The following is a 26,376-nucleotide window of genomic DNA, read 5'->3' on the forward strand; positions in this document are numbered from 1 at the left end:
ACTTGTCGTAGATCGTCGTGCTGGTGCGGGGCGTGCCCTCTCCATCGTCCTCTTCCGGCCCGCGATCGGGAATCCGTCATACCGCTCTGACTGTCATCGCGTTTCGCGATAACGTGAAGGCGGGTACCGTGAAGCCGTGTACGACCCTTCCCAGCTGCGCACGTTCCTGGCCGTGGCCCAGACCCTGAGTTTCACACAGGCGGCCCGCCGGCTCGGCCTGCGCCAGTCCACGGTCAGCCAGCACGTACGCCGGCTGGAGGACTCCGTCGGACGTCAGCTCTTCGCACGGGACACGCACTCCGTGGAGCTCACCGAGGACGGGGAGGCGATGCTCGGCTTCGCGCGCCGCATCCTGGAGGTGCACGAGCAGGCCACCGCGTTCTTCACGGGTACGCGGCTGCGCGGCCGGCTGCGCTTCGGCGCGTCGGAGGACTTCGTGCTGACCCGGTTGCCGGAGATCCTGGAGGGCTTCCGGTACGACCATCCCGAGGTCGACCTGGAGCTGACGGTCGAACTGTCCGGCACCCTGCACGAGCAGCTCGCGGCGGGGAAGCTCGACCTGGTGATGGCGAAGCGGCGGCCCGAGGACCCGCGCGGCGAGCTGGTCTGGCACGACCACCTGGTGTGGATCGGTGCGGAGCGGCTGCGCCTGGACCCCGACCGCCCGGTCCCCCTGATCGTCTACCCGCCGCCGGGCATCACCCGCGCCCTGGCCTTCGAAGCGCTGGAGCGCCAGGGCCGCGCGTGGCGCATCGCCTGCACCAGCGGCAGCCTGAACGCCCTCGTCGCGGCGGCCCGCGCGGGCCTCGGCGTGATGGCCCACTCGCGGGGGCTGATCCCACCCGGGCTGGTCCGCGTCCCGGAGCGGGCCGGGCTGCCGGAACTCGGGGAGGTCGACTTCGTCCTCGTGCACGGGCGGCGCCGCACCTCCGCCCAGGGTGCGGCCGACGCGCTGGCGGCGACGATCCTGCGCGGCGGTGACCGGCTGCACCGGGGCGGCGGGGCTAGCGCGTCGGTCCCGCATAGGTGAGCTGCTTGACCCGGCGCAGGAACGGCGTCGCCTCCACGTACTGGACGCCTTCCAGGGCACCGAGGCGGCCGCTCAGATAGGCGTAGAGGCCCGCCGTGTCGCGGGCCACCGCGGTGACGACGATGTTGGAGGGGCCGGCGGTCGCCGCGGCGAAGGCGATCTCGTCGTGGGTGGCGAGGGCCTCGCCGACGGAGTGCAGGGCGGCGGGGGCCGCGGTGATCCACAGGACGGCGGCACAGGCGTAGCCGAGGTGCTCGGAGTGGTACTCGACGTCGATGTACACGGCTCCGGAGGCGAGCAGACCGGCGAGGCGGCGCTTGACGACGGACTCGGAGCGCCCGGTGGCCCGTTGGAGTTCCGGGTAGGTGGCGCGTCCGTCCCGTTCGAGGGCGGCGAGCAGCGGTTCGTCCTGCGGGTCGATCCGGGCGGGCCCGGCGGTGTCGGGCGGCGGTGGACGCAGCGCGGCGATCTGGTCGTCCGTGAGTACCTCGAACTTGCCCAGCCAGCCGTTCGGTCCGCCGAAGAAGCGGTAGAGGATCTGCTGGGCGCGGATCTCCATGATGCTCGGGGTGCGCGGCAGCTTGCCGAGCAGCAGGTCGTCGTGGTCGCCGGCGCTGCGCGGGCGCGTCATGCAGACCACTTCGGTACCGCCCGAGGCGAGCCCGATCCAGGCGGTGTCGGAGCGCTTGGCCAGCGCCTGAGCGATGGTGTCCGCGCTGTCGGGGGCGCAGCGCAGCCGCAGCATCCACTGTCCCTGGCCGAGGCGCTCGGCGTCGCGCACCGCGACCACCCGCAGCCCGCCCTCGGCGGAGAGTCTGCGGAAGCGGCGGGCGATCGTCTGGTCGGAGACGCCCAGCACCGCCGCGAGCCGGCTGAAGGGCGCCCGGGCGTCCAGTTCCAGCGCGGCCAGCAGTTGCAGATCGAGCTTGTCGAAGATGTTGGATTCCATCTCCATGAGACCCACCCTCGTCGGAATCCGTCGATCCAGCGCCCGGAACCACTGTGATCACCCAGCAGAAGCCCATCGTACGGAGGCACACGCATCCGTGGCACAGGAGTTCATGAGGAGTTGAGGACATGCGTACATGGGGGCCGCTCACGGCGGTGTGCCTGGGGACGTTCATGTTGTTGCTGGACGTGACGATCGCGATCGTCGCGCTGCCGGACATGGCGCGGGCACTGCACGCGTCGCTGAGTGATCTGCAGTGGGTGATCGACGGATACGCGCTGGCGCTCGCCGCGCTGCTGCTGGGGGTCGGGGCGGCCGCCGACCTCCTGGGACGGCGCCGGGTGCATGTGGCGGGCGTGGTGCTGTTCGCGGTGGCCTCGCTGCTGTGCGGGCTCTCGTCCGGTCCCGGGATGCTGGTGGCCGCGCGGGGGCTGCAGGGCGTGGGCGCGGCGGCGATGTTCGCGACGACCCTGCCGCTGCTCGGCTCGGTCTACCAGGGCCGGCAGCGGTCGACGGCGCTCGGGGTGTGGGGCGCGGTCAGCGGGGGCGCGGCGGCGGTCGGGCCGGTGCTCGGCGGGCTGCTCACCGAAGGGCCGGGCTGGCGGTGGATCTTCTTCGTGAACCTGCCGGTGAGCGTGGCGTCGGTGTGGCTGACCCTGCGGGTGGTGCCGGAGTCGCGGGGTCCGCGGGGGATGCGTATCGACTGGGCGGGCACGGCGGCCTTCGCGTGCTTCGCCGGTGCGACGACGTACGGGGTGGTGCGGGCCGGGTCCGACGGCTGGACCTCGGGGGTCACGGCGGGCTCGTTCGGGCTGGCGGCGCCGGCGCTGCTCGCCTTCGTGCTCGTCGAGCGGCGGGTCGCCCATCCGCTGCTCGATCTGTCGCTGCTGCGCAAGCCGGCGTTCGTGGGCGTGATGGCGGGCGCGCTCGCGTTCAACGGGGTGGCGTTCGGTGTGCTGCCGTACCTCTCCATCTGGATGCAGACCGTGCTGAACATGAGCCCGGTGCGCGGTGGGCTCACGCTGCTGCCGCTCACCGGCGCGACGATGGTGGTCGCGATCCTCGCCGGGAAGCTGCTGCACGGGGTTCCGGCGCGGCTGACGATAGGCGGCGGGCTGCTGTTGGTCGGCTCGGGCGCGTTCTGCCAGGCCGTGCTCGACTCGGGCACGAGCTGGCCGGTGCTGGTGCCGGGCCTGGTGCTGGTCGGCATCGGTACGGGGTTGGTGTCCCCGGCGATCGCGGGGGCCGCGCTCGCCGCCGTGCCGCCGGAGCGGGCGGGCATGGCGGGCGGCGCGGTCAACACGGTCCGCCAGCTCGGGTACGCGCTCGGGGTCGCCGTCTTCGGCACGGTGCTGACCTCCCGTATGCAGGACACGCTGTCGCACGAGGCGGCCCACACGCTGGCCGGCGGCGGCGCCGGGGCGCTGCGCGGCACGCTCTCCGAGCACGCCCTGCGGACCGCGTTCGCCGCGGGGCTCGACTCGGCGTCGGTGGCCGCGGGTGTGACGGGGATGATCGCCGGGGCGCTGGTACTGGTGTTGGTGCGGACGCCACGCGCTGTGACGGACGCGGGCGAGGCGCCGGCGGAGCGCGCGGCGGCGTCCCGCCCATGACACCGGTGAGGGCCCGGTCATGACCGCCGGGGCCGGTTCCGGAGCCACCGGGACCGGCTTCGGCGGTAGCCGCACAGTGGGGAAGCGGACCTTCCGTGTCCGGTATTCGGGGTGCCGTGCCCCGTAGCCGGGTCGTACAGATTCCGTGGAGATTACGGGATGGAAACCTACGGAACCGTACGGGATTCTGTCCGGCCCTTCCCCATGTGCGGGCATTTTCTCGGCTGACCTGTGCATATGCCGCGCAGACCCCCGCTCCGGCACCCCTCCCGCCCGGCGGCGGGGTGGGGTAGCTTTCACGGCGCTGTGCGGAGCGCCACTAGGAGCTGGATTGCGCGAGTTCACCAACCCCCCGTTGGCGTCGGCGCCGCCGGTGGGCGGCCTGGCCGACGTCGTGTTCGACCATGCCCAGGAGGATCCGCTGCACATCGCGCTCGGCCGCAAGGACGAGCAGGGACAGTGGCGCGACGTGACGGCCGCCGAGTTCCGCGACGAGGTCCTCGCCCTCGCCAAGGGGCTGCTCGCCCAGGGCATCCGGTTCGGGGACCGGGTCGCCATCATGTGCCCCACGCGCTACGAATGGACGCTCTTCGACTTCGCATTGTGGACGATCGGCGCCCAGGTCGTCCCCGTCTACCCGACCTCGTCCGCCGAGCAGGTCTTCTGGATGCTGCACGACGCTCAGGTGTCGGCGGTCATGGTGGAGCACGAGGACCACGCGATGACGATCGCCACGGTCGTCGACCGGCTGCCGCAGTTGCACAAGCTGTGGCAGCTCGACGTGGGGGCCGTGCAGGAGCTGTACGAGGCGGGCGCGCACCTCGACGACGAGGTGGTGCACCGGCACCGGCGCGCGGTCACCCCCGAGTCGATCGCCACGATCATCTACACCTCGGGCACCACCGGGCGCCCCAAGGGTTGTGTCATCTCGCACGCGAACTTCATGTTCGAGGCGGACACCGTCATCGAGCGCTGGGAGCCGGTCTTCCACTCCAAGCGCGGCGACGAGGCGGCCACGCTGCTGTTCCTGCCGCTCGCGCATGTCTTCGGGCGGATGGTGCAGGTGGCCGCGGTCCGCGGGAAGGTCAAGTTCGGGCATCAGCCGCAGCTCAACGCGGCGGCGCTGCTGCCGGACCTGGCCGCGTTCAGGCCGACGTTCTTCCTCGCGGTGCCGTACATCTTCGAGAAGGTCTTCAACGCCGCCCGCCGCAAGGCCGAGAAGGAGGGCAAGTCGGGCCCGTTCGAGAAGGCCGTCGACGTCGCCGTGCGCTACGCGGACGCCGTCGAGGAGAAGGCCTGGGGCATCGGACCCGGCCCCTCGGCGAGTCTGCGGATGCAGCACCAGTTCTTCGACAAGGTCGTCTACTCCAAGGTCCGGGGTGCCATGGGCGGCCGGGTCAAGCACGCGATGTCGGGTGGTTCGGCGATGGACCGGCGGCTCGGACTGTTCTTCGCGGGCGCCGGTGTCTTCATCTACGAGGGGTACGGGCTCACGGAGTCCACGGCCGCCGCGACCGCCAACCCGCCCGAGCGCACCCGGTTCGGCACCGTCGGCCAGGCGATCCCCGGCACCACCGTGCACATCGCGGACGACGGCGAGGTCTGGCTGCGCGGCGAGAACGTCTTCCAGGGCTATCTGAACGACTCCAAGGCCACCGACGCCACCCTGCACGACGGCTGGCTGGCCACCGGTGACCTGGGGTCCCTCGACGAGGACGGCTATCTCACCATCACCGGGCGCAAGAAGGAGATCCTGGTGACCTCCGGCGGCAAGAGCGTCTCGCCGGGCGTCCTGGAGGAGCGCGTCCGCGACCATCCGCTGGTCGCCCAGTGCATCGTGGTCGGCAACGACCGGCCGTACATCGCGGCGCTGGTCACCCTCGACTCCGAGGCCGTCGAGCACTGGCTGCAGATGCGGGGCAAGACCCGGCTGTCCCCGTCCGACCTGGTGCGCGACCCGGACCTGGAGACCGAGGTGCGGCGGGCGGTGGTCGCCGCGAACACCCTGGTCTCGCAGGCCGAGTCGATCCGTACGTTCCGGATACTGGCGCACCAGTTCACCGAGGAGCACGGGTTGCTGACGCCTTCGCTGAAGTTGAAGCGGAAGGCCATCGAGAGCGCGTACGCGACGGAGGTGGAGGCGTTGTACGGGACGTGACGTGACCCCGGTACAACGCCTCGGTCCGGCTAGCCCTGTACTTCGCGGGTCGTTGAATCGGTTGGAGTAGAGGGTTCGGTCGTGTCCGGGTCGGGGCTGTGGGCGTTAGCCGGGTGTGTCGATGACTTCCCGGTCTCCGCGGCCTCGGTCCCAGCGTCAGCGTCTTGAGTGTGTGGTGACGTCTGTGGTGGAGAAGCGTCTGGGCGCTCTGCCTGTCGCTGCCGAGTTTCTGCGCCGGCTGGACGTGGCGGGGATCGTCGACGGTTTGTGCCCGTCCGCGCCGAGCGCGCACCTGACGCACGGGCAGGTCATCGAGGCGCTGGTCGCGAACCGGCTGACCTCGCCGATGCCCCTGTTCCGGGTCGGTGACTGGGCCCGGACCTGGGCGGTGGAGGAAGTGCTGGGGATCGAGGCGGGCCTGCTCAACGACGACCGCCTCGCGCGGGCACTGGACGCGATCGCCCCGAAACTGGAGCAGATCGCGGGCACGGCCGGCGCGCGGGCGATCACCGAGTTCGGCATCGACGTGTCCCGGTTGCACTGGGACATGACGTCGATGTCCGTCCACGGGACCTACCCCCTGGAGGACCAGGACGACGCGTTCCCGGTGATCAAGCACGGGCATCCCAAGGACCGCAGGGTGGACCTGAAGCAGGTCCAGGCCGGGCTCGCGGTCACCGGTGACGGCGGCATCCCGGTCCACGCCCGGGTCTTCGGCGGCGGCGCGGCCGAGGTGTCCCAGGTCGTCGGGGCGATGAAGGACCTGCAGAAGCTGGCCGGCGAGCAGGAGTTCCTGCTGGTCGCCGATTCCAAGCTCGTCTCCTACCCGAACGTCGCCGCACTGCTGGAAGCCGGGACGGCGTTCATCGCCCCGGTCCCGGCAGCCCAGGTCAAGGACGGCTTCTACGCCGCCTTGGACCTGGAGGCCGCCACCGTCGTGGATTGGGTGCCCGGCCGCGACGCGGACAAGGACCCCGCCCAGCGCGAGGTCTACCGGGTACTGGAAGACGTCCACACCCTGAACGGCCCGCGCAAGCGCGACCCGGTCCTGGAAGTTCGCCGAATCCTGGTCCACTCCACCGGCAACGCCGCAGGCCAGCAGGCCGCCCGCACCAAACGCCTCACCCGCGCCACCGAGGACCTGGACAAGGTCCGGCGCGGAGCCGGCGGCAGGTACTACAACACCGCCGAGAAGATCGCCGCCCGTGTCGGGGTGATCGCCAGGACCCGCCGGGTCGTCTCCTGCCTGCGCACCGAGATCAGCGAGGACGACCACGGCAGGCCCACCCTGGCCTGGCACTTCGACCAGGACGTCCTGCGGACCGAAGCCGCCGCCGACGGATGGTACGCCCTGCTGACGGCGCTGACTGCCGAGCAGGCATCCCCGAGCCGGGTCCTGATCCAGTACAAGGGCCAGGGATCGGTCGAGCGCCGCTACGCGGACTTCAAGGGCCCCCTGGCGGTCACCCCGCTGTTCGTGCAGCACAACCACCGCGTCGCCGCCCTGATCCAGGTCATCTGCCTGGCCCTGCTGGTCTTCAGCCTGATCGAACGCCAGGTCAGACAAGCCCTGGGCCCCGAGCAGACCATGGTCGGCCTCTACCCGGACAACCGCCGAGTGCGGCCAACCGGCCGGATGATCCTCTACCACCTCGGCGAACTCACCCTGCGGATCGGAAACGTCACCGACCCACCCACCGTCCAGATCACCCGCGGCGTCCAACTCCACCTCCTGGACCTCCTCGGCATCGAAGTCACCCAAACCCACTGGCCAATGACCTGAAACGGTGACCCGCGAAGTACGGGGCTAGCCGATGCTCACCTTGAAGAGCTTGTCCGAGCCGTCCGCCGCTCCTCCGTTGTTGTCGCAGTTGGTGGTGGAGAGCCAGAGCTGGTCGGCGCCGGGCACCTTGGTGACCGTGCGCAGGCGGCCGTAGGTGCCGACGTAGTACGCCGTCGGCGTGCCGACGTTCTCCGTGTCGCCGGTGATGGGGATGCGCCACAGCCGTTCGCCGCGCAGGGACGCCATGTAGACGACATTGCGGACGATCGCGATGCCGCTGGGAGACGCCTCGGAGACGTTCCAGGTCGCCTTCGGGTTGGTCATCCCGGAGACGCTGCAGCTGCCCTCGCAGGTCGGCCAGCCGTAGTTGGCGCCCGGTTTGACGAGGTTGAGTTCGTCCTTGGAGCTGTTGCCGAACTCCGCTTCCCACAGGCGGCCGTTGCGGTCGAAGGCGAGGCCCTGCGGGTTGCGGTGCCCGTAGCTGTAGACGTAGGTGCCGAACGGGTTGCCGGGGGCGGCCTTGCCGTCCGTCGTCATCCGCAGGATCTTGCCGTTCAACGAGGTCTTGTCCTGGGCCAGTTCGGGCGTCTGGGCCTCGCCGGTGGAGACGTACAGATAGCCGTCGGGGCCGAAGGCGAGGCGTCCGCCGTTGTGGTAGCGGTTCTTCTTGATGCCCTGGAGGAGGACCGTGTAGTCGGTGAGGGAGCTGCCGTCGTAGGTCATGCGGACGACACGGTTGCCCTCGGCGGCCGTGTGCATGAAGTACACGTAGTGGTTGGTCGCCCACTTCGGGTCGACGGCCACACCCAGCAGTCCGCCCTCGCCGTTCGTCGTCACGGCGTTCGGCACGGTTCCGACCTGGGTCTTCGTGCCGTCCTTGGTGACCTTCCAGACCCGGAAGTCGTCCCGCTCGGTGACCAGCGCCGTCTGCCCGTCGGGCATCCAGTACGTGCCCCACGGGATCGTCCAGCCGCTGGAGACGGTCCCGATGGACGAGGGGACCCCGCCGTCGGTGGCACAGGCCTTGGTCGTGAAGGTGACCGTGTTGCTCTGCGGCGACACATTGCCGGCCGCGTCGCGCGCCACCACGTTCAGGGTGTACGGGCTGTTGCAGGCGAGCCCTGTGAGGGTGGTCGACGTACCGGTGACGCTCTTGTAGACCGTGGTGTCGCTGCGCACGTCGTAGCCGACGACCGCCTTGTCGTCGGTCGAGGCGCCCCAGCTCAGGTCGGCGCTGGTGGCCGTGACGTTCGAGGAGGCGAGGGTGCCGGGTTTGCCGGGCGGGGTGGTGTCGGAGCTGGGCCGAGTCGTGCAGTCGACGACCGGGCTGGCCTGGGAGGCGTTGCCGGCCGCGTCGCGGGCGATGACGGTGAGGTTGTAGGTGGTGTTCGGACTCAGGCCGGTGAGCACCTTGGAGGTCGCGTCACCGGCCGCCTCGCCGAGCTTGTTGCCGTGCTCGTAGAGGTCGTACGCGGCCACGCCGACGTTGTCCGTGGCGGCGCCCCAGGAGAGGGTGAGGTTGTCCTCGCCGATGGCCGAGCAGCTCGGCTGGCCCGGCCGCGAGGGTGCCTGGGTGTCGGCGGCGGCGCCGACGCCGACACGGTCCAGGTTGGGGCCGCCGTTCGCCGTGGTGGCGGTCGCGCGGATCTTGTTGGAACCCGCGTTGAGCTGGATGTTCACACTCTTCGTCGCCCAGGTGTTCCAGTCGGTGGTGGCCGGGAAGGAGACCCCGGAGGCGACGACCGTGCCGTTGACGGAGAGGTCCATCGGGCGGTCGACGGTGGTGCCGTTGGCGTAGCGCAGGGCGAGCGAGGAGCTGCCGGCCGTGGCCGCGCTCACCGTGAACTCCACGTACGAGCCGGTGATGTTGGTGTAGTCGACGAAGCCGGTGCCGGTGTATCCGGTGTGGTTGGTGGCGATAGCGCCCTGCGAGATCGTGGCGTCCTCGGCCTGGTAGTCGGTGGCCGCCTGCGCCGCCGTGCCGGTCAGTGCGACGAGTGGCACAGCCAGGACGAGCGAGAGGCACCAGGGCAGCGCTCGGTTGGGTTTCATGGGTTCGTCCCCTCAGCCCGTGTACTGGGCGAAGACCTTGAGGTAGTCGTACGGCTGCTGCGACACGCCGCTGCAGGAGTCACCGTCGGAGCCGGAGCCGCAGGCCCGGTCGCGGTTCACCGACCAGTAGGTGAGGCGCCCGATGTGGTGCTGCTGGGCGTAGGCGAGCATGGTCTTGAAGTCGGCGACGCGGACCAGTTCGCCGGAGTCGTCGGTCTTGCCGTTCATGGACGACAGGCCGATGTGCGCGTACGCCGTCGCGTCGCTGTATCCATAAGCCGACTTGACCCGTGCCTTCAGCCCCTCCATGGCCTGGGTGGTGAGCGTGCCCATGTTCGTGGTGCCGCCGCCGAAGTCGAACGGCATGATGCACCAGATGTCGTTCGCGAGGCCCGAGCTCGCGCCGCGCTTGATCATGTCGACGCCGGTGGAGTCCGGGCCACTGGTCGTCGTACCGAAGGTGATGATCGTCTTGAGGCCGGAGTTGTCGGCCTTCACGATCTTCAGCGCGTCGATCACGCGTTGTCGGACGGTGGCGTTGCTCCACTCGGTGTTCTCGATGTCGATGTCGATGACCTTGAGGCCGTAGGCGTCGATGACCTTCTGGTAGGCGCCCGCGAGCGCCGCGGCGCTGGAGCACTTCTCGCCGAGCTTGGCGCCGCTCCAGCCGCCGACGGAGACGACGACGTCACCGCCGGCCGCGCGGATCGCGTTGATCTTCGACTGGTCGTTGCCGCCGGTCAGCGGGCGGGAGCCGTCCCACTTCGGGTTGCAGGAGCCGTCGGAGAGGATGAACGCGAGTGTGAACCATTTCACCCCGGTGGCCGACATGACCGAGGTCGGGTTCTGCGGGCTGCCCCAGCCGAGGTACTCGTAGGGCGCCACCGCCATGCCCGGTGCGGCCGCGGCGGTCTTCAGGGTGGTGCTCACCGGCTTCACCCGGATCAGGCGTGTCTCCCCCGGGCGCAGGGTCGCGCTGTACGAGTCCGCGATCGTGCCCTTGTGGGAGCCCGACCACAGGTCCGTGACATCACCGGAGCCGGTGAAGCCGACCTGCGACCAGTTCACACTCACCGTGGAGTTGCCGGACGTACCGGTGTTGAAGAGGGCGACGACGTACTGGCCGTCGCTCTCCTTCTTGCTCCAGACCTGCTTGACGCCGCTGCTCACGATCCGTTTCGCGGCGACGCCGTCCTGGTCGACGCCGATGAGCCGGTCGTTGGTCAGCATCGGTTTGTCGACGGAGTCGAGGTTCGTCAGGTCCGTGCCGAGCAGCAGAGGTGCGCCCGCCATCGCCCACAGGGTGAAGTGCGAGCGGCGCTGGTCCGCGGTGAGGCCCGCCTGGTCGCCGTTGCCGATCTCCAGCGAGTCCAGGTCGTTCCAGCCGCCCGGCCCCGCGTACTGCTGCCAGTTTGCGGCCGAGGTGAAGCGGGCGGAGACATGGGACCAGTCGGTCAGCGGATAGCCGCTGCCGTTCTCACCCGAGCCGCAGTAGCACTCGACGTCGCCCTGGGTGCGCCAGCTGTTCGCCAAGGACTTCCAGGTGGCGGCATTGGCGATCGGCAGGTTGTTGGAGAGGGCGAAGGTGATGGGCCGGCCGGTGGCCCGCAGCGCCTTGTCCCAGGCCTGGACGTCGGGGATGTCCGCGCTGCCCACCCCGTCGATCTTCAGGTAGTCGACCCCCCAGGAGGCGAACTGCTTGGCCCACGAGTTCACGAACTCCTGGGCGCCCGGCTTCCCGTAGTCGATGTAGTACATGTTCTTGCAGTTGTAGTTCTTCTCGGTCTTCGAGGTGTCCGCGATGTCGGCCGCGTGGTACGAGGTCCCCTCGATCGGTGTGTTCTTGGTGACGGCGTTCTTGGCGATGCCCGGCGTCACGTAGAAGCCGAACTTCAGGCCCTTGGAGTGGAGGTAGTCGGCCAACGCCTTGATCCCGGAGGGGAATTTGGCGGTGTCGACGGTCCAGCGACCGTAGGAGTCGACGACGAATCCGTTCGCGTCGCACTTCTGCCAGAAGTCGTCGAGGTTGATGTACACGAAGCCGTGGTCCTTGAGTCCGCTCGCGACCAGCGCGTCGGCCTGCGCCTTGATCTTCGCCTCGGTCGGCCAGCGGCGCACGAAGCTCCAGCTGCTCCAGCCCATGGCGGGGCGGAGGGCCTGGCCGTTGTCCGAGTACGTGTGGACGGTGGCCGCCGGGGTGGCGTACGACGTGCCGATCCAGGCCTCGTCGATCCGCAGCCGCTTGTAGCGGGTGGTGTCGGTGGACGCGGCCCAGGTGGAGTCGACTTCGAGGCGTACGTACCGGGCGTTGGCGGCGGTCAGGTCGATGCCCTGAATGCCGCGTCGGCTTGGGACCTGCCCGGTCTTGACCGCACTGCCCCAGGTGGACCCGTCGTTGCTGAGGAACACCTTGTAGTCCTTGATGCGCGCGGACTGCTCGGTGTCGGAGCGCGCGTAGGCGACGGAGTCCTCGCGCTGGTTGAGGCCGATGTACTGCACCTTCTTGGCACTGCCGAGGTCGAAGGTGAGGTTGACGGGCAGCGTCTTGTTGCTGTCCCAGTAGGTGAGGTAGTCGCCGTCGCCCGCGGCGGCCGCGCCGTGACCGCTCGCCGAGGCGCTCGCGGACATCGTGACGCCGGAGGCGATGCCCTGGCGACCGGCCGTGGTGACCTTGAAGACGGTGTCGTACGGGTCCCAGTTCGCGAGGCCGTTGAGAGTGAGCACGCCACCTGACTGCGTCCACGAAACGGCCGCGCCCGTACGGAGGTTGGTGACGGAGCCGATGCGGTAGCCGTTGTCACGGATGCGCAGGGTGCTGGTGCTGGGCGGGGTCAGCACATGGACGTACTGGAGGTCGGGGTCGGTCTTGCTGACCGTGGTGACGCCGTGCGCCCCGTCGTTCCAGAAGCCGGGTTTGAGGCCGCCGTACATGTAGCCGCCGCCCTCGGTCCCGTGCAGTGACTGCCAGATGGGGCCGAGGTAGGAGTTGGCGAAGGTGTTGAAGGCCTCCTGGTTCGCCGGGAACTTGCCGTTGACCTGGGCGGTCTCGGCCATCAGTGCCTTGACCGACGAGCCCGCGTTGGTGATCAGCCGGCCGAGGGTGAGCGTCTTGTCGACGGACGGGTTGGAGCCGTCGTACCACCACGCCCCGCTCGACGGCAGCTTGAAGTCGGCCTCGGTGAGGCGGGGCCCGGCCGTGTAGACGGCCTGGGGGTAGTCGTAGGACGGGGTCATGCCCGTCTTCTGCTCATTGCTGATCATGTCCATGATCGGCGTGTCTTCGTTGTTGTTGCTGAGCGTGTAGTTCGGGCGCCTCTGCTGGATCTGCGCGTAGAGGTCATGGCTCTCCCAGTACGCGTTGTCGTTGTCGATCCAGAAGCCGCCGAGGTCCGGGTAGCGGTCCATGACCTCGAAGAAGTTGTCGTAGCTGAAGCGGCCGAAGCCGTCGCGGGTGGTGAGGTCGACGTCGGTGCCCTTGTAGGCGGAGTACGCGGCCGAGTCGAGCCACTCGTGACCGCCCTCGTCGTGCCACTGCGGGTCGTCGGTCATATAGAGGATGACCTTGAGCCCCTTGGCCTTGGCCGCCGTGATCAGTTCACCGAGGAAGTCCCGCTTGGTGGAGCAGCTGCCGGGGATCGTCGACGGCCAGGGGCGGGCGTAGCCGAGACGGCTGTGGAAGGTGGCGAGGACGAGGTACTGGGTGTGCAGTTTCTGGGCCTCGTTCACCCAGTAGCCGGGACTCCAGCCGCCGCTGGTGACGTCGTTCTCCCAGGCGGTGCAGCTGGTGTGGGCGGGGGCGGTGCGTTCGCCCCAGTGCAGGAAGAGTCCGCCGACGGAACCGCGCAGGAACTCCTGGCGGGGGTTGTCGAGGTCGAGCGGTTTCGGGGCGGACTTCTTCACCGCCGCGGTCTTCACCGCCGCGGTCTTCACCGCCGCGCTGTTCGTCGCCGTACCGCAGTTCTCGCTGGAGCCGCTGTCGGAGACCCGCAGCGCTCCGCCCGAGGTGTTCTGACTGTCCGTCAGGCAGTAGCCGGTGACGTTCTGGAAGCCCATGTCGTGCGGCGAGTCGCTGCCCCGCTGGGCCGTGAACCGGGTGAACCTGATCCCGCTCGCGGCGTCCGCGATGACGGCCGGGCGGCCGTCGTCCGCCGCGTACTTCACCGAGCTGTCCGTGAAGCTGACGTTGTCCGCGTTGTGGAGGTACCAGCCGTACGCGGGGCGCGTGCCGATGGCCTTCGGGTTGTAGTCATTGGGGTCGTTGCTCGGCACGGCGGTGGACATGGTGCCGTTGCCGCCGGGGACGGTGATGTTGACGTCGGTGAAGGTGACCCCGCTGATCCGGTGTCCGCTCTCGCCCCACAGCGTCGGGCTGAAGGACGGGCTCGCCCCGGTGGCCGTGATGTTGTCGTAGGTGACATCGCTGATCGAGCCGACGCCCGGACTGTTTCCGCAGCGCTTTCGGGTACCGATCTTCTGCATGATCGGCGAGTGGACGCCCGTCATGGTGATGTCGCGGTAGTGGACGTCCGAGATCTTCGCGCCGTCCATCGAGACCATGCCGAGCCCGGACTTGTTCGAGCCCTCGATGCGGATCTTGGCGAACTGGTAGTCCGAGAAGTCGCCGCAGGTCTCCGAGCCGAACATCAGCGCGTTGCAGCACACCGCCGACAGATACGAATCACTCACCCGCACATGGCCGTTGGGGAGCTTGGCGCCGAGCGCGTAGTCGCTCTTGAAGACGAGGGCGTCGTCGTTGGCCTTGATGGTGGCGTTGGTGACCGTGACGTCGGTGGTGCTGATGATGTTCCAGCCGTCGCGGTCGCTCGCGGTGTCGATGGTCAGGTGGTCCGAGGTGACGTTCTTACAGCCGTTGACGAGGGCCGCGAAGTGACCACCGCGCCGCAGGGTCAGGCCGTCGCCGAGGCGCAGACCGTCGCAGCGGGTCAGGGAGAGGATCTTGTCGGCCTCGCCGGACTTGGGGTTGCCGGTGATGAGGTTGCCGAGGCCGTCGATGACACCCCCGCCGACGAACCCGATGTTCGTCAGCCGGTCGCCGTAGATCATCGCGTTGTGGAAGTGGCTGTGCCCGTAGTCCTGATAGGCGTCGTTGGGGTTGGCCTCGGGCGGGTCGTAGGTGTCCGCGCTGGAGCCCTGGATCGTGGCTCCCTTGTCGACCTGGAGCGTGACCTCGCTCTTCATGTGGATGGTGTTCTTGGACTTGTACTGGCCGGCGGGGAAGCGGACGGTGCCGCCGCCCGCCGTGTTGGCCGCGGTGATGGCCTTGTTGATGGCGGGGGTGTCGTTGCTGGAGCCGTCGCCCTTGGCTCCGTAGGCGCGTACGTTGAACTCCGCTGCTTTGGCCGGGGGTTGGGGGGTGGCCAGCGCGGAGGGGTGCGTCAGGCCGAGCACGATGGCGAACGCGAAGAACACGGTCGCCGCCCATCGCTTGCGCTGCTGCATGAGGCCGGCTCCTTAGACGAGTTGGTAGCCGCGCAGGTTGGTCAGCAGCAGGTAGCAGTCCTGCAGAGACCCGGAGGTGTCGCCGAGAGAGCGGTAGATGCCCCACTTGGGGCGCACCCGGTCGGCGAGGAAGGTGTCGACGCCCGACTTGGAGGCGTCGATGACGGTGGTCGAACCGTTCTTGAGGATCCAGCGGACGGTGCCCGCGGAGCCGTTGCCGACCTTGATCTGGAAGTCGACGTCGATCCATTTGTTCTGCAGCGGCTCCAGATCGGTGCGGCCGATGAGGATGTCGTCGATGGCCAGCTTCAGCTCGATGGTCTGCACCCCGTTCACCCGGCGCAGCGACTGCACGACGATCGGCGAGGTGCCGGTGCCGGGCTGTTTCATCTGCATGATGTGGGTGAAGGTGGTGGTCGCCTTGAGGGAGGTGGGGATGTACATCGAGTACGTGAGCCGCCAGGTCTGGCCCTCGGTCCACTTGAGGTAGTCACTGCCGCTGCCGTTGCGCAGGCCAGTGACTTCTTGGCGCTGGCGGTCCGTCGAGGTGTCGCGGTCGACGGTGTGCATGTTGAAGCGCCAGTTGTCGCCGGTGGCGAAGATGTGCGGCTGGCCCGCGGGGTGCGAGTCGGCACGGTCGTCCTCGATGGTCTCGAAGGCGCCGAGCTTGTCGCCGCTCGCCGTCGGGGACCACTTCAGCTGCCAGGAGGCGGCATGGGCGGCGGTGGCGGTCGCGGGGATGCCGACCGCGGCTCCGGCGGCGCCGCCGAGCGCCGCGCCGAGCAGGGTCCTTCTGGTGGTGCTCATGACTGACTCACCTCGTCCTGAGTGGGTGGGCTGTGAGCTGTTCGTTCATGATCAGAAAGGCACCGAGGCCATGGAAGTCGTTCGTGGCCCGGTCGCGGGCGATGTAGTAGGCGTAGTCGCCGACGTTCGTACCGATGGAGATGTCGGTGAGGTCGGTGCGGCCGTCGGAACCGACCGAGATCCTGGCGAGGACGCCCTGGTAGCCGCGCTGTGCGACGGACGCGTAGTGCGGGTCGAGGTAGCCCTGCTGGGCGCCGCGCGAGAGCGCGTAGGTGAACATGCTGGAGCAGGACGTCTCGGTCCAGTTGTCGCTGCGGCCGCCCTTGTCGATCACCTGGAACCAGCGGCCGGTGGCCGGGTCCTGGTACTTCTCCAGGCCGGTGGCCAACCTCCTGAGGATGCCGACCAGTTGGGGCCGTCGCGGATGGTTGACCGGGATCGCGTCCAGGACGTTGACGATCGCCATCGCGTACCAGCCGACCGCCCGGCACCAGTGTTCGGGGGCGAGCCCCGTCTGCGGGTCCGCCCAGCTCGCGGTCTTCGACTCGTCGTACGCGTGCTTCAACAGACCGCTCGCGACCTGGAGGTGGTTGCCGTAGACGTACAGCTGCTTGGCGGCCTCGTCGTTCGCGTAGGTCGCGTCCCCGAACTCCTTGCCGTACTCGACGAGGAACGGGTTCACCATGTAGACGCCGTCCGACCAGAGCTGATGGGCACGGCTGCTGGTGTCGGCGTGCCAGAAGCCGCCGTCGGAGGTGCGCGGGTAGGTGTTCAGACGGTCGCGGATCTTCTTCGCCGCCTTGCGGTAGCGGTCGAGGCCCGTCTCGTGGTGCAGGATCGTCAGCAGCCGCCCCGCCTGCATGCTGTCGAGACTGTTGAAGCTCTGGCCGATCGAACCGTCGCTCGCCACGAAACGGTCGACATAGCTCTTGATGTACGCGAGATAGCGCGCGTCGTGCGTCCGCTGGTACGTGAGGTACTGGCCGTAGAGGTACAGCCCGACCGGGTACGACCAGCCGCCGATCGTGCTCGGGGTATAGCGGGCCATGGTCGAGTCGACAAGGGCGACGGACCAGTCCGTGGCGGCGGCCGGCCGGCCCAGGGATGTGTGGGGCTGGGGAGCCGGCGGGGCGGTGGCGGCCACCGTGGTCAGGCCTGCGGTGGTGAGCACACCCGCCATCAGCGCGGCTCGCAGACGTCGTCGTCTCATGATCCTCCCTCTCGGTAGGCAAAGGCGGAGTTTCCGCGCGGGGCCTCGTCGACGAGCGCGCGGACGAGGTGGTGGTCGGGGGCGTGGCGGCAGGCCGGGTCGGTGCGGGAGGCGTCGCCGGTGAGCGCGTACGCCTGACAGCGGCAGCCGCCGAAGTCGGTCGAGCGCAGGGCGCAGCCACGGCAGGGGGCCGGCATCCAGGTCTCGCCCCGGTAGGCGTTGAAGATGTTCGAGTCGCGCCAGATCCGGTCGAGCCGGTGCTCGCGCACGTTCGGCGCGTCGAGTCCGGGCAGCGCCGCGGCGGACGGACAGGGGAGCACGGTGCCGTCCGGGGCGACGGTGAGCGAGACGGCGCCCCAGCCGCCCATGCAGGGTTTCGCGGTGCCGTCGAGCAGATCGGGGGCGACCCAGACCAACTCCAGTTTCCCGGCGAGTTGTTCACTCCTGAGTCGCACTGTGGCGCGGGCCCGTTCGACCTGGTCCCGGGTCGGCAGCAGGGCCGTGCGGTTGCGCGCCGCCCAGCCGTAGAACTGGGTGTTGGCGAGCTCGATCCGGTCGGCGCCCCAGGCGAGGGCGAGGGTGATCAGGTCGTCGACGGCGTCGATGTTGGCCCGGTGCAGCACGACGTTCAGTCCGAGCGGGAGTCCGGTGGCCCGCACCAGCCGCGCGGCCCGCTCCTTGGCGGTGAACGCGCGGGCTCCCGCGATGAGTTGGGCGGCTCGGGGTTCGATGTGCTGCACGGAGAGCTGGACGCTGCGCAGTCCGGCGTCCAGCAGCTCCGCCAGACGTCGCTCGTGCAGGCCCACACCGCTGGTCACGAGCTGGGTGTAGAGGCCCGCGGTGTCGGCGGCGGTGACGATCTCGGCGAGATCGCGTCTGAGGAGGGGTTCGCCGCCGGACAGGTGGGTCTGGACGACGCCCAGGTCAGCGGCCTGGCGCAGTACGTCGGACCACTGTCCGGCGGTCAGCTCTCTTGACCGACTGATCAGTTCGACGGGGTTGGAGCAATACGCGCAGCGCAACGGGCAGCCGTGGGTGAGTTCGGCCAGCAGGGCCCAGGGCGGTTCGACGGTCACGGTCATCTGAGCCAGCCCTCCTCGCGTAGTGCCGAGAGGAATCGCGGGACTTCCTCCGCGACCGGAGCCCCCGGAAACCGTTCACCGAGCGCGGCGACGATCTCGTGCACCTCGCGGCTGCCGTCGCAGAGCCGGACGACACTGCCGGCGTGCCCGCGCAGCACGACGACCCGCTCGGGCAGAAGCAGCAAGTCGCTCGCGCGAACCGGATCGTGCCGGAGCATCACGGGCGGGGAGAGGACCGGACGCCACCTCATGGCCGACCCCCCGCATCCGCGGACGCCACCGGCCCGGCGCCCCCCGGCGGACGATCCGTCCCACGCACCGAGGCATCCGCGCACACGCGGCCGGGTACGTCTGGCGTGCGTGGCGCGTCTGGTGCATCCGGTGCGCCCGCTGCGTACGGTGCGCCCGCTGCACCCAGTGCGTCCGGTGGGCCCGGCGTGCGTGACGCATCCGGCACGCCCGGCACACGCGGCATGTCCAGCACGCCCGACGCATCCGGCGTACGTGACGCACCGATCACGTCCGGCGCACCCATCACGTTCGGCGTGTCAGGCGCACCCAGCGCACCCGGCATGCGCGACGCACCCGACGCACCCGGCGCGCCCGACGTGCCCGCCGCGTCCAGCGCATCCAGCGTGCACGGCGCATCCGACCTGCCCGGCACGTGCGACGCGCCCGGCACGTGCGACGTGCCCGGCGCACTCATCGCACCCGACGTGCCCGCCATGTCCAGCACGCCCGGCAGGGCGCCCCGCGGCACAGCATCGGGGCCACCCGGCGAGGTGCCGCCCGGCACAAAACTGCGGCTGCCGCGCGAGGCGCCGCCCGGCACGGCGCCGGGGCCGCCCCGCGACGTGCCGCCCGGCACAACACCGCGGTCGCCCCGCGAGGCGCCGCCCGGCACGGCGTTCGGTGGGTGGTGCGTCGGCGGGCTCGTCGGCGCGGGGCCTCCCGGGCGATCGATCGCGTCGAGCAGCGCCCACAGCACCTCGCACTTGAACGTCAGCGCCGTCACCGCCCGCTCCTGCTGCTCCCGCGTGCGCGCCCACGTCCGGACGAGGGCGAGCGCCTCCTCGCTGTCGCGGCCGCCCTGCCCGACGCGGGACCGGAAGTAGGCGAGCCCCTCGGGCTCGATCCAGGGATAGTGCCGCTCGAAGGCGGCGATCCGCCTGCGCATCAGCCCGGGCGCCGACAACTCCGTGAGCGAGGCCGCGACCGCGTCGAGCGCCGGGCGCAGACGGCAGAAGTTGACGTATCCCTCGACCGCGAGCCGGACGCCGGGGAGCACCCGGGAGGTGTCCCACAGCACCGACCGGTCAAGACCGGCGGCCTCGCCCAGCCGCAGCCAGCGTTCGATGCCGCCCTCCCCGGCGGCCGTGCCGTCGTGGTCCTGGATCCTGCGCAGCCAGACCCGGCGCAGCGCGGGCTCGTCGAACTTGGCGAGGATCAGGGCGTCCTTGACGGGGATGTGGCGTTGGTAGTGGAAGCGGTTGGCGATCCAGCGGCGCAGTTCCGCGGGCGTCAACTCGCCCTGGTGCATGCGGAGGTTGAAGGGATGTCGGTCGTGGTATCGCTCCTCGGCGACGGCACGCAGCCGCTCGGTGAACTCGACGGTTCCCCAAGGGGCCGCGGCACCGTCGCCGCACACGGGTGTCGCGGTCACAGTTCGACCACCGCGGGGCTAGGCGGTACGCGCCCGGCGCAGCCCGGCGGGCGTCCGTCCGGTCACCGGGCCCAGCCGCCCGCCGAGGGCGTACGCGGTGACCTCCAGAGCGGTCTCTACGACCAGATAGCCGGGGGTCTCCCAGACCCTTTCCTCCGATGTTTCCCGAATGACCTGTTCCATACAGTGAACGTCGGGAACCTTCTCATTCATGTGTGCGTACCTGCTTCCCTGATGGGTGGGGGGTGTAGTGCCCAGACAGGTGCTGGTGTTCACATGCATGCACCGAGTTCATCAACACGTTCGGTGACGCCCTACAGAGTGGTCGGATGACGGGACCTGGTCAATGGTCCGGACCGATAAGGTCGGATCCATTTCCGGCCAATCTCCGACTCACACCAGGAATCCACAGGGAAATCGCCGGTCAGGAATGCGGCACGGCCCGTGATCGTTGACGATGGGAGTACCACCCGTCGACTGAAGGATCGAGAGCTCGTGAGCAAGGTCCCCCCGATCATCCTGAACAACGGCGTCGAGATGCCGCAGCTGGGCTTCGGTGTCTGGCAGGTCCCGGACGACGAGGCGGAGCAGGCCGTCGCCACGGCACTGGAGACCGGATACCGCAGCATCGACACCGCGGCGATCTACGGCAACGAGGAGGGCACCGGCAAGGCCGTCGCCGCCTCCGGAATCCCCCGCGAGGACCTCTTCGTCACCACCAAGCTCTGGAACAGCGACCAGGGGTACGACTCGACGCTGCGCGCGTTCGACACCTCCCTGGAGAAGCTGGGCCTGGAGTACCTGGACCTGTATCTGATCCACTGGCCGCTGCCGTCCCGGGGCAAGTACATCGAGACGTACAAGGCCTTCGAGAAGATCCACGCGGACGGTCGCGCCAAGGCCATCGGCGTCTCCAACTTCCCCGTGGAGCATCTGGAGAAGCTGATCGAGGCGACGTCGGTCATCCCGGCCGTCAACCAGATCGAGCTGCACCCGCACCTGCAGCAGCGCGCGGCGCGTGAGTACCACGCGGAGCAGGGCATCGCCACCGAGGCCTGGTCCCCGCTCGGCCAGGGCAAGGGTCTGCTGGAGGTCCCGGCGATCGTCGCCATCGCCCAGAAGCACGGCCGCACCCCGGCGCAGATCGTGCTCCGCTGGCACATCCAGCTGGGCAACATCGTGATCCCCAAGTCCGTGACCCCGTCCCGGATCAAGGAGAACATCCAGGTCTTCGACTTCTCCCTGGACACCGAGGACATCGCGGCGATCAGCGCGCTGAACGAGGACCGTCGTCTGGGTCCCGACCCGGCGACGTTCGACATGGGCTGACCCGCCCCGAACCACCCGCCGCCCCGAACCACCCGCCGGCCCGGACACACACCGCGTGTCCGGGCAGGCGGCGTTCGGCGACCAGGGTTCCGCTCCCGTTTCCGGCTTTCGGCTTCCGACCTCCGGCTTCCGACCTCCGGCCTTCCGCCGCCCGCCCCCCGTTCCCCGGCGCCCGTTTGAGTTTCTTGTTCCAGCTCCTGGACCAGACCAACTCCACCGAAGGGCTTGACGCGGTCATGCAAGCAGGTCCACCTTGTACGGCAACCCGGTAAGGAAACTTTCCTAACAGAAGGGTCCCCCACAGTGCGCTCTCGAACACTGACCCTCGCGGCCGTCGCCGGTGCCGCGCTCCTCGCCACCTCCGCACTCCCGGCCAGCGCGTCCGGCACCGCCGCACCCCGTTCCGCCCAGGAGGGCTCGGTCAGCGCGGCCGACCTGCTCGCCAAGGTGACGTCCTGCTCGCAGATTTCGAGCGGCAAGTACAAGACCGACGACGAGACCTCGGCCACGATCCCCGTGTGCGGCAAAAATGGCGCGGTGTTCTGGAAGGCCGACATGGACATCGACTGCGACGGCCAGGTCACCGGCCAGTGCAACGGCGACGCCGACCCCTGGTTCCAGGACGACACGGCGTTCCACCAGTCCGACGGGAAGCCGCTGCGGGCCGAGTCGCTCCCGTACGTGGTCGTGCCCAGCACCAGCAGCATCTGGAAGTACACGAGCTACGGCATCAAGGGTGGCGGTGTCGTCGCCGTGATCTACAACAACAAGGTCGAGTACGCGGTCGTCGGTGACACCGGACCCACGAAGATCATCGGCGAGGCGTCGTACGCCACGGCGAAGGCCCTCGGCATCGACCCCGACCCCGCCACGGGCGGGGCCGACTCCGGGGTGACGTACATCCTGTTCAAGAACTCGCAGGTGTCGCCGATCGAGAGTCACAGCGCGGCGGTGTCTCTCGGAGACTCATTGGCGAAGCAGTTCCTGCAGAGCAACTGAGGGCTGCCGCCGGTCGGTTCGGAAGGTGCGGGCCGGGTGTGACCGGTCGTGCCCGCACGGCGGAGCCGCCTACGTCACGGTCCCGCGCCCCTTGCGGGACACCTCAGTTCGGCTGGCCGATCGGGCGTACCACCACGGTGTTCACATCGACGCCCTCCGGCCGGCGGATCGCCCAGACGATCGACTCGGCGAGCTGATCCGCCGTCAGCAGACGGCCGGGCGGCAGGCTCCCGTTGCTGTCCCAGAACGGGGTCTCCACCCGGCCGGGCGAGATCAGGGTCACGCCGACACCGAACTCGGTGACCTCGCGGCGGGCGTTCTCGGCGAGGCCGGTCACGGCCCACTTGGTGGCCCCGTAGATGTTGCCGGGAGTGTGGACATGACCCGCCACACTCCCGATCAGCACGATCCGGCCGCGCGTCTCCTTCAGGGCGTCGATGGAAGCCCTGATCAACAGTGCGGGGCCCAGCACATTGGTCAGCACCATCTCGGACCAGCCGGCCGGGTCGCCCTCGGCGAGGGTGTCGTGCGTGGCGAAGCCGGCGTTGGCGACGACGGTGTCGAGGCGCCCGAACTCCTTGCGGGTCAGGTCGACCGCCGCCCGTACCTGGTCGTACTCGGCCGCGTTCCCGACGACCGTCAACAGCCCCTCGGGACGGCCGAGTTCCTCGGCGAAGGCGCGCAGCCGCTCCGCACCCCGCCCGGTGACGGTGACCCGGTGACCGCTGTCGAGAAGCCTCCGCGCGACCGCGGCTCCGATGCCGCTTCCGCCACCGGTGATGAGTGCGACAGGCGAGTCGGTCATGGCTACCCCCGTATGTATGCGATGAACAGCGGGAGTACATCACTTGGAGCACTCTCGAAGTCAAGGCCGACACCGCCGGTCTCCCTCAACACGCCTGCCGGTGGGGCACGTTGGGCAGATGTCCACGCCGTTCGGCCCGAGTCGCTCCGCCCTCGGCCCGTGCGCACGCCCAAAGGCCGCCGCGGGGTGCTCCACCGCCGTCGGGGCTGAAGACCGCCGTGCGCAGCAGGTCCTCGCCGCCGGCTGCCTTGCGCCGGCCGCCCGTCGAGACGTCGATCAGGACTCCCTCGTGGGTCGGGACCGTGCGCCCGGCCGGATCGATCGCCACGGGGGCCTCGGTCCGCGGGACGTTCCGACCGGCCCCGCCCGGAACGTCCGAACAGCCCGCCCAGGGCCTGTGGACAGGCCCTGACTGCTCCGGACCGCTCCGGACTACTCCGGCTTCACGGCCACGTACACCGTGTGCGCCGTCAGCAGGAAGAGGTCCGGGCGGTGGTGCACGCTCGCCTTGTCGTCCGGGTCGAGGAGACGGTCCAGGGTGGCGAGGTCGTCCGCGTCGAGGGCGGCGGCGGGGCCGACGGCCAGAGAGTCCCGGCGGTGGGTGAGGGAGCTGACGACGAAGGCGCGGGTCTCCTCCGACACCGGGGCGGGGAGATCGACGAGGAAGGTGCGGGTCGCGGTGTGGCGCAGGCCGACGGCGGTCAGCAGGGCGGGCCAGTCCTCCGTCTCGGCCACAGCTCCGGGCAGTTCGTTCCGCATCCGGCCGAACCACTCCTCGTGGACCGCGTCGATACGGGACTGCAGGCCGGGGCGGCCGATGCCGAAGTCGCGCGGGAGGTAGCGCGTGGGCAGACCCCCCTCCAGGAGGGCGAGGGTGCCGCCGGGCGCGAGAGCCCGCGCGAAACCGGTGAGCGCGGCGCGCTGGTCACCCACGTGGTGCAGGGACCTGCTGGCCCACAGCAGGTCGGCCGGGTATTCCAAGCCCCCCAGCCCGTTGCCGAGTTCGGCCCGCAGGGTGCTGAAGCGGTCGCCGACGCCGAGCCGGTCGGCGCGGGCGCGGGCCCGCTCCAGCAGGGGTTCCACCTCGTCCACGGCGACGACCCGTGCCGCGGGGAAGGTGTCCGCGAGGAGACAGGAGATGACACCGGGGCCACTGCCCGCGTCCACGATCAGCCCCGGCTCGGGCCGCTGCTCCCGCAGCCAGGCCGCCGCCTCGATGTACTGCGGGCTGAACAGTTCCGCCTCCTGCTCCAGCATGGGGACCATCTTGGCGAAGTCCATGTGCGTGTGGTCGTGCGTCTGGTCGTGGGTGTGGTCGTGGGTGTGGTCGTGAGTGTGCCGCTGCTCGTGCTCGTGCTCGTGATCGTGCGCCATGGTGGCCAGCCTCTCGTCCGGGTGCGTACACAGCGTGCTCTCCAGCTCCCGGAAACGGCCATCGATGTTGCGCAAACAGCAAAAACGGCGGTCGCCGTGTACCCGGCGGCGCCCTCCGAGCTGGAACCCGCGGACGGCGGCTGCTCGGCAGTGGAGTTCGCGATCCGCCGGGGGCGGCCCAGGAGGCCCGCCCCCGGCGAATCACCAGGTCAGGCGTCCTACAGCGGCGGATAGGCGTTCGTCATCAGCTGCTGGAACTGCGCCGAGAACCAGTGCCCCGACAGCGGGGCGTTCGGCAGCGCGCCGGACATGTTGTTGTTGTTCCGGGGGTTGCCGGTGTACGTCGGGTCGCACATCCGGTCGAAGCCCTTGCCCTCGTCATTGGCGATGGCCGAGCTGGAGCCGTCGGACTCACCCGGAGGCTTCATCCACACATAGGCGTCGATCCCGGTGGCCGGGGAGGCCTGCGGGCGCTCGCCGAGGCCGGCACCGGCCTGGTTGCACCAGTTCCCGACGTGGATACGGCGGTCGTAGCGTCCACCGTTGACGTAGGTGTCCACGCTGGTCGTCGCGCCCGGACCGGTGGGCCGCGCCGTACCGCCCCAGCCGTTCCGGGAGGTGTCGATCAGCATGCCGATGCCGGAGTTGAAGCCGACCGAGACGAGCTGGTTGCGGAAGGCCTGGGCGAAGGACAGCTCGTCGACATAGCGGTTGTAGTCGATCCACTTGGACAGGCGGACGGAGGTGCCGTTCACCGTGTCGTTGATGGTGAAGTTGTTCTCCTTCAGGGCGCTGTAGTTCGCCGTGTTGGTGATGAAGCCCTGGACGTCGTCGACCGTGGCGCCCTCACTCGTGGCCGCCTGCTTGAACAGGGTGGCGGAGGGAGCGAAGTTGTCGTCCCAGCCGAGCCAGCCGTGGTGGCCGGCGTCGAGGTAGTTGTAGACGTTCGGGATCGCGCCCAGCTTGGCGAGCGCGTAGCCCACGCCCTTCACGTAGTTGCCGTTGGCGAGCATGGTGTCGCACTGCGGGGTGGCGGTGGCCCGGCTGCCCGTGTTGGTGACGAGGTTCGGCAGCGAGTCGATCTCGATGGTCGTGACGATCCGCAGACTCGCGTACTTGCTGTCCGCGAGAATCGCCGCGATCGGGTCGATGAACTGCGTCTTGTACTTGTCGATCTCCGTCGGGCCCAACTCGCCGTTGGAGGCGAGGGCCGCGCAGTCACGTCCGGGCAGGTCGTAGACGACCAGCTGGACGACCTCCTGGCCGCTGCCCTTCTGGGCGAGCGCCGCGTCGAGGTGGGCGCGCAGGCCCATGCTGCCGCTCGCCCCGTTGATCGCGGCGATCCGGTCCAGCCAGACGCCGGTGGGCTGGCTGGAGATCCGGCTGCCGCCGGTCTCCGCCGCGGCCTTCGCGGACCACTCGGGGTTCACGTACACCTTGGCTCCGGTGTACGGGTTGTCGACTCTCCCGGAGGGGTCGCTGCCCCCTCCTCCGCCACCGCTTCCGTCGTCCACATTGCAGGTCACCCCGTCGAGGGTGAAGGTGCTGGGCAGTGCGTTGGTGCCGCTGTAGGAGGCGTTGAAGCCGAAGCTCACCGAACCGCCGGTCGCCAGCGTCCCGTTGTAGGTCTCGTTGGCCGCGGTGACGGCGGTGCCGCTCTGGCTGATCTTCGCGTTCCAGCCCGAGGTCACCTTCTGGTTCCCGGCGTACGCCCACTTCACCGCCCAAGAGGTCTTGGCGGCACTGTTGTTGGTAACCGTGACGGCGGCGGTGAAGCCGGTGTCCCACTGGTTCTGCACCTTGTAGTCGACGGTGCAGGGGATGGCGGCGATACCGGCGGGGTCCGCCGGGACGGCCGCCACGGCGGTGCCCGAGGCCCCGGCGAGCAGGACGAGCGCCCCTAGGAGCGCGGTTTTGGTACGACTCATGAGTGCGGGTTCCCATCTCTTCTTGCGCGGGTGTCCGTTGCGTTCTTGCGCGGGTGTCCGTTGCGTTCTTGCGCGGGTGTCCGTTGCGTTCTTGCGCGGGTGTGCATGGCCTTCCAGCGCGGGTGTGCGTGGCT

General features: G+C 69.5%; 17 protein-coding genes and 2 pseudogenes. 6 read left to right on the forward strand and 13 right to left on the reverse strand.

Annotation, left to right across the window (positions count from 1 at the left end):
- Nucleotides 1-136: 136 nt before the first annotated feature.
- Complete coding sequence (locus RV986_RS09750; protein WP_475917016.1) at nt 137-1,030, forward strand: LysR substrate-binding domain-containing protein; 894 nt, start codon at nt 137-139, stop codon at nt 1,028-1,030.
- Here the strand turns inward: RV986_RS09750 and RV986_RS09755 are convergent.
- Nucleotides 1,005-1,985: an Lrp/AsnC family transcriptional regulator gene (locus tag RV986_RS09755; RefSeq protein ID WP_475917017.1), complete on the reverse strand. Its 981-nt coding sequence runs from the start codon at nt 1,983-1,985 to the stop codon at nt 1,005-1,007. The genes RV986_RS09750 and RV986_RS09755 overlap by 26 nt on opposite strands.
- A gap of 122 nt (nt 1,986-2,107) precedes the next feature.
- Here RV986_RS09755 and RV986_RS09760 point away from each other — a divergent pair, with 122 nt between their 5' ends.
- The 3 genes from RV986_RS09760 to RV986_RS09770 all read left to right on the forward strand — a co-directional run bounded on the left by RV986_RS09760 (nt 2,108) and on the right by RV986_RS09770 (nt 7,533).
- The gene (locus RV986_RS09760; RefSeq protein WP_475917018.1) at nt 2,108-3,592 is read left to right on the forward strand and encodes an MFS transporter; all 1,485 of its coding nucleotides are present in this window, start codon (nt 2,108-2,110) and stop codon (nt 3,590-3,592) included.
- Nucleotides 3,593-3,923: 331 nt separating this feature from the next.
- A complete protein-coding gene (locus RV986_RS09765; RefSeq protein WP_475917019.1) occupies nt 3,924-5,750 on the forward strand; it encodes an AMP-dependent synthetase/ligase in 1,827 nt (608 codons plus the stop codon).
- Nucleotides 5,751-5,934: 184 nt separating this feature from the next.
- On the forward strand, nt 5,935-7,533 hold the full coding sequence (locus RV986_RS09770; protein WP_475917020.1) for an IS1634 family transposase: 1,599 nt from the start codon (nt 5,935-5,937) through the stop codon (nt 7,531-7,533).
- A 24-nt stretch (nt 7,534-7,557) separates the two neighbouring features.
- Here RV986_RS09770 and RV986_RS09775 read toward each other — a convergent pair whose 3' ends face one another.
- The 8 genes and pseudogenes from RV986_RS09775 to RV986_RS09810 form a co-directional block, all read right to left on the reverse strand.
- Nucleotides 7,558-9,585 (reverse strand): PQQ-dependent sugar dehydrogenase, encoded by a 2,028-nt coding sequence (locus RV986_RS09775; RefSeq protein ID WP_475917021.1) that lies wholly within the window; start codon nt 9,583-9,585, stop codon nt 7,558-7,560.
- A gap of 12 nt (nt 9,586-9,597) precedes the next feature.
- Complete coding sequence (locus tag RV986_RS09780; RefSeq protein WP_475917022.1) at nt 9,598-15,045, reverse strand: glycosyl hydrolase family 28 protein; 5,448 nt, start codon at nt 15,043-15,045, stop codon at nt 9,598-9,600.
- Nucleotides 15,046-15,057: 12 nt separating this feature from the next.
- Nucleotides 15,058-15,852 carry a Tat pathway signal sequence domain protein gene (locus RV986_RS09785; RefSeq protein ID WP_475917023.1) on the reverse strand — a complete coding sequence of 265 codons (795 nt, stop codon included), beginning with the start codon at nt 15,850-15,852 and terminating at the stop codon, nt 15,058-15,060.
- A 7-nt stretch (nt 15,853-15,859) separates the two neighbouring features.
- Nucleotides 15,860-17,062, reverse strand: a complete 1,203-nt coding sequence (locus RV986_RS09790; protein WP_475917024.1) for a glycoside hydrolase family 88/105 protein — start codon at nt 17,060-17,062, stop codon at nt 15,860-15,862.
- Nucleotides 17,059-18,144: a pyrroloquinoline quinone biosynthesis protein PqqE gene (pqqE, locus tag RV986_RS09795; protein ID WP_475917025.1), complete on the reverse strand. Its 1,086-nt coding sequence runs from the start codon at nt 18,142-18,144 to the stop codon at nt 17,059-17,061. The genes RV986_RS09790 and pqqE overlap by 4 nt, the downstream gene beginning before the upstream one ends.
- Complete coding sequence (pqqD, locus tag RV986_RS09800) at nt 18,141-18,395, reverse strand: pyrroloquinoline quinone biosynthesis peptide chaperone PqqD (RefSeq protein WP_475917026.1); 255 nt, start codon at nt 18,393-18,395, stop codon at nt 18,141-18,143. The genes pqqE and pqqD overlap by 4 nt, the downstream gene beginning before the upstream one ends.
- 704 nt (nt 18,396-19,099) lie before the next feature.
- Nucleotides 19,100-19,792: pseudogene (pqqC, locus tag RV986_RS09805) on the reverse strand (pyrroloquinoline-quinone synthase PqqC); the annotation flags it as partial.
- Nucleotides 19,793-19,882: 90 nt separating this feature from the next.
- A pseudogene (locus RV986_RS09810) lies at nt 19,883-19,990 on the reverse strand (pyrroloquinoline quinone precursor peptide PqqA); the annotation flags it as partial.
- Nucleotides 19,991-20,344: 354 nt separating this feature from the next.
- Here RV986_RS09810 and RV986_RS09815 point away from each other — a divergent pair.
- Both RV986_RS09815 and RV986_RS09820 read left to right on the forward strand, forming a co-directional pair.
- The gene (locus tag RV986_RS09815; RefSeq protein WP_475924236.1) at nt 20,345-21,136 is read left to right on the forward strand and encodes an aldo/keto reductase; all 792 of its coding nucleotides are present in this window, start codon (nt 20,345-20,347) and stop codon (nt 21,134-21,136) included.
- Nucleotides 21,137-21,439: 303 nt separating this feature from the next.
- Nucleotides 21,440-22,135: a glycoside hydrolase family 75 protein gene (locus RV986_RS09820; protein WP_475917027.1), complete on the forward strand. Its 696-nt coding sequence runs from the start codon at nt 21,440-21,442 to the stop codon at nt 22,133-22,135.
- Between the two features lie 103 nt (nt 22,136-22,238).
- Here the strand turns inward: RV986_RS09820 and RV986_RS09825 are convergent, their stop codons facing one another.
- The 4 genes from RV986_RS09825 to RV986_RS09840 all read right to left on the reverse strand — a co-directional run bounded on the left by RV986_RS09825 (nt 22,239) and on the right by RV986_RS09840 (nt 26,242).
- The gene (locus RV986_RS09825; RefSeq protein WP_475917028.1) at nt 22,239-22,940 is read right to left on the reverse strand and encodes an SDR family oxidoreductase; all 702 of its coding nucleotides are present in this window, start codon (nt 22,938-22,940) and stop codon (nt 22,239-22,241) included.
- Nucleotides 22,941-23,025: 85 nt separating this feature from the next.
- Entirely contained in the window at nt 23,026-23,268 is a 243-nt protein-coding gene (locus RV986_RS09830; RefSeq protein WP_475917029.1) for a hypothetical protein, read from the reverse strand.
- Nucleotides 23,269-23,372: 104 nt separating this feature from the next.
- Complete coding sequence (locus tag RV986_RS09835) at nt 23,373-24,314, reverse strand: class I SAM-dependent methyltransferase (RefSeq protein ID WP_475917030.1); 942 nt, start codon at nt 24,312-24,314, stop codon at nt 23,373-23,375.
- A 218-nt stretch (nt 24,315-24,532) separates the two neighbouring features.
- Nucleotides 24,533-26,242 (reverse strand): glycoside hydrolase family 6 protein, encoded by a 1,710-nt coding sequence (locus tag RV986_RS09840; protein ID WP_475917031.1) that lies wholly within the window; start codon nt 26,240-26,242, stop codon nt 24,533-24,535.
- Nucleotides 26,243-26,376: the final 134 nt, after the last annotated feature.

It is taken from the genome of Streptomyces sp. RLA012, from assembly GCF_056270325.1.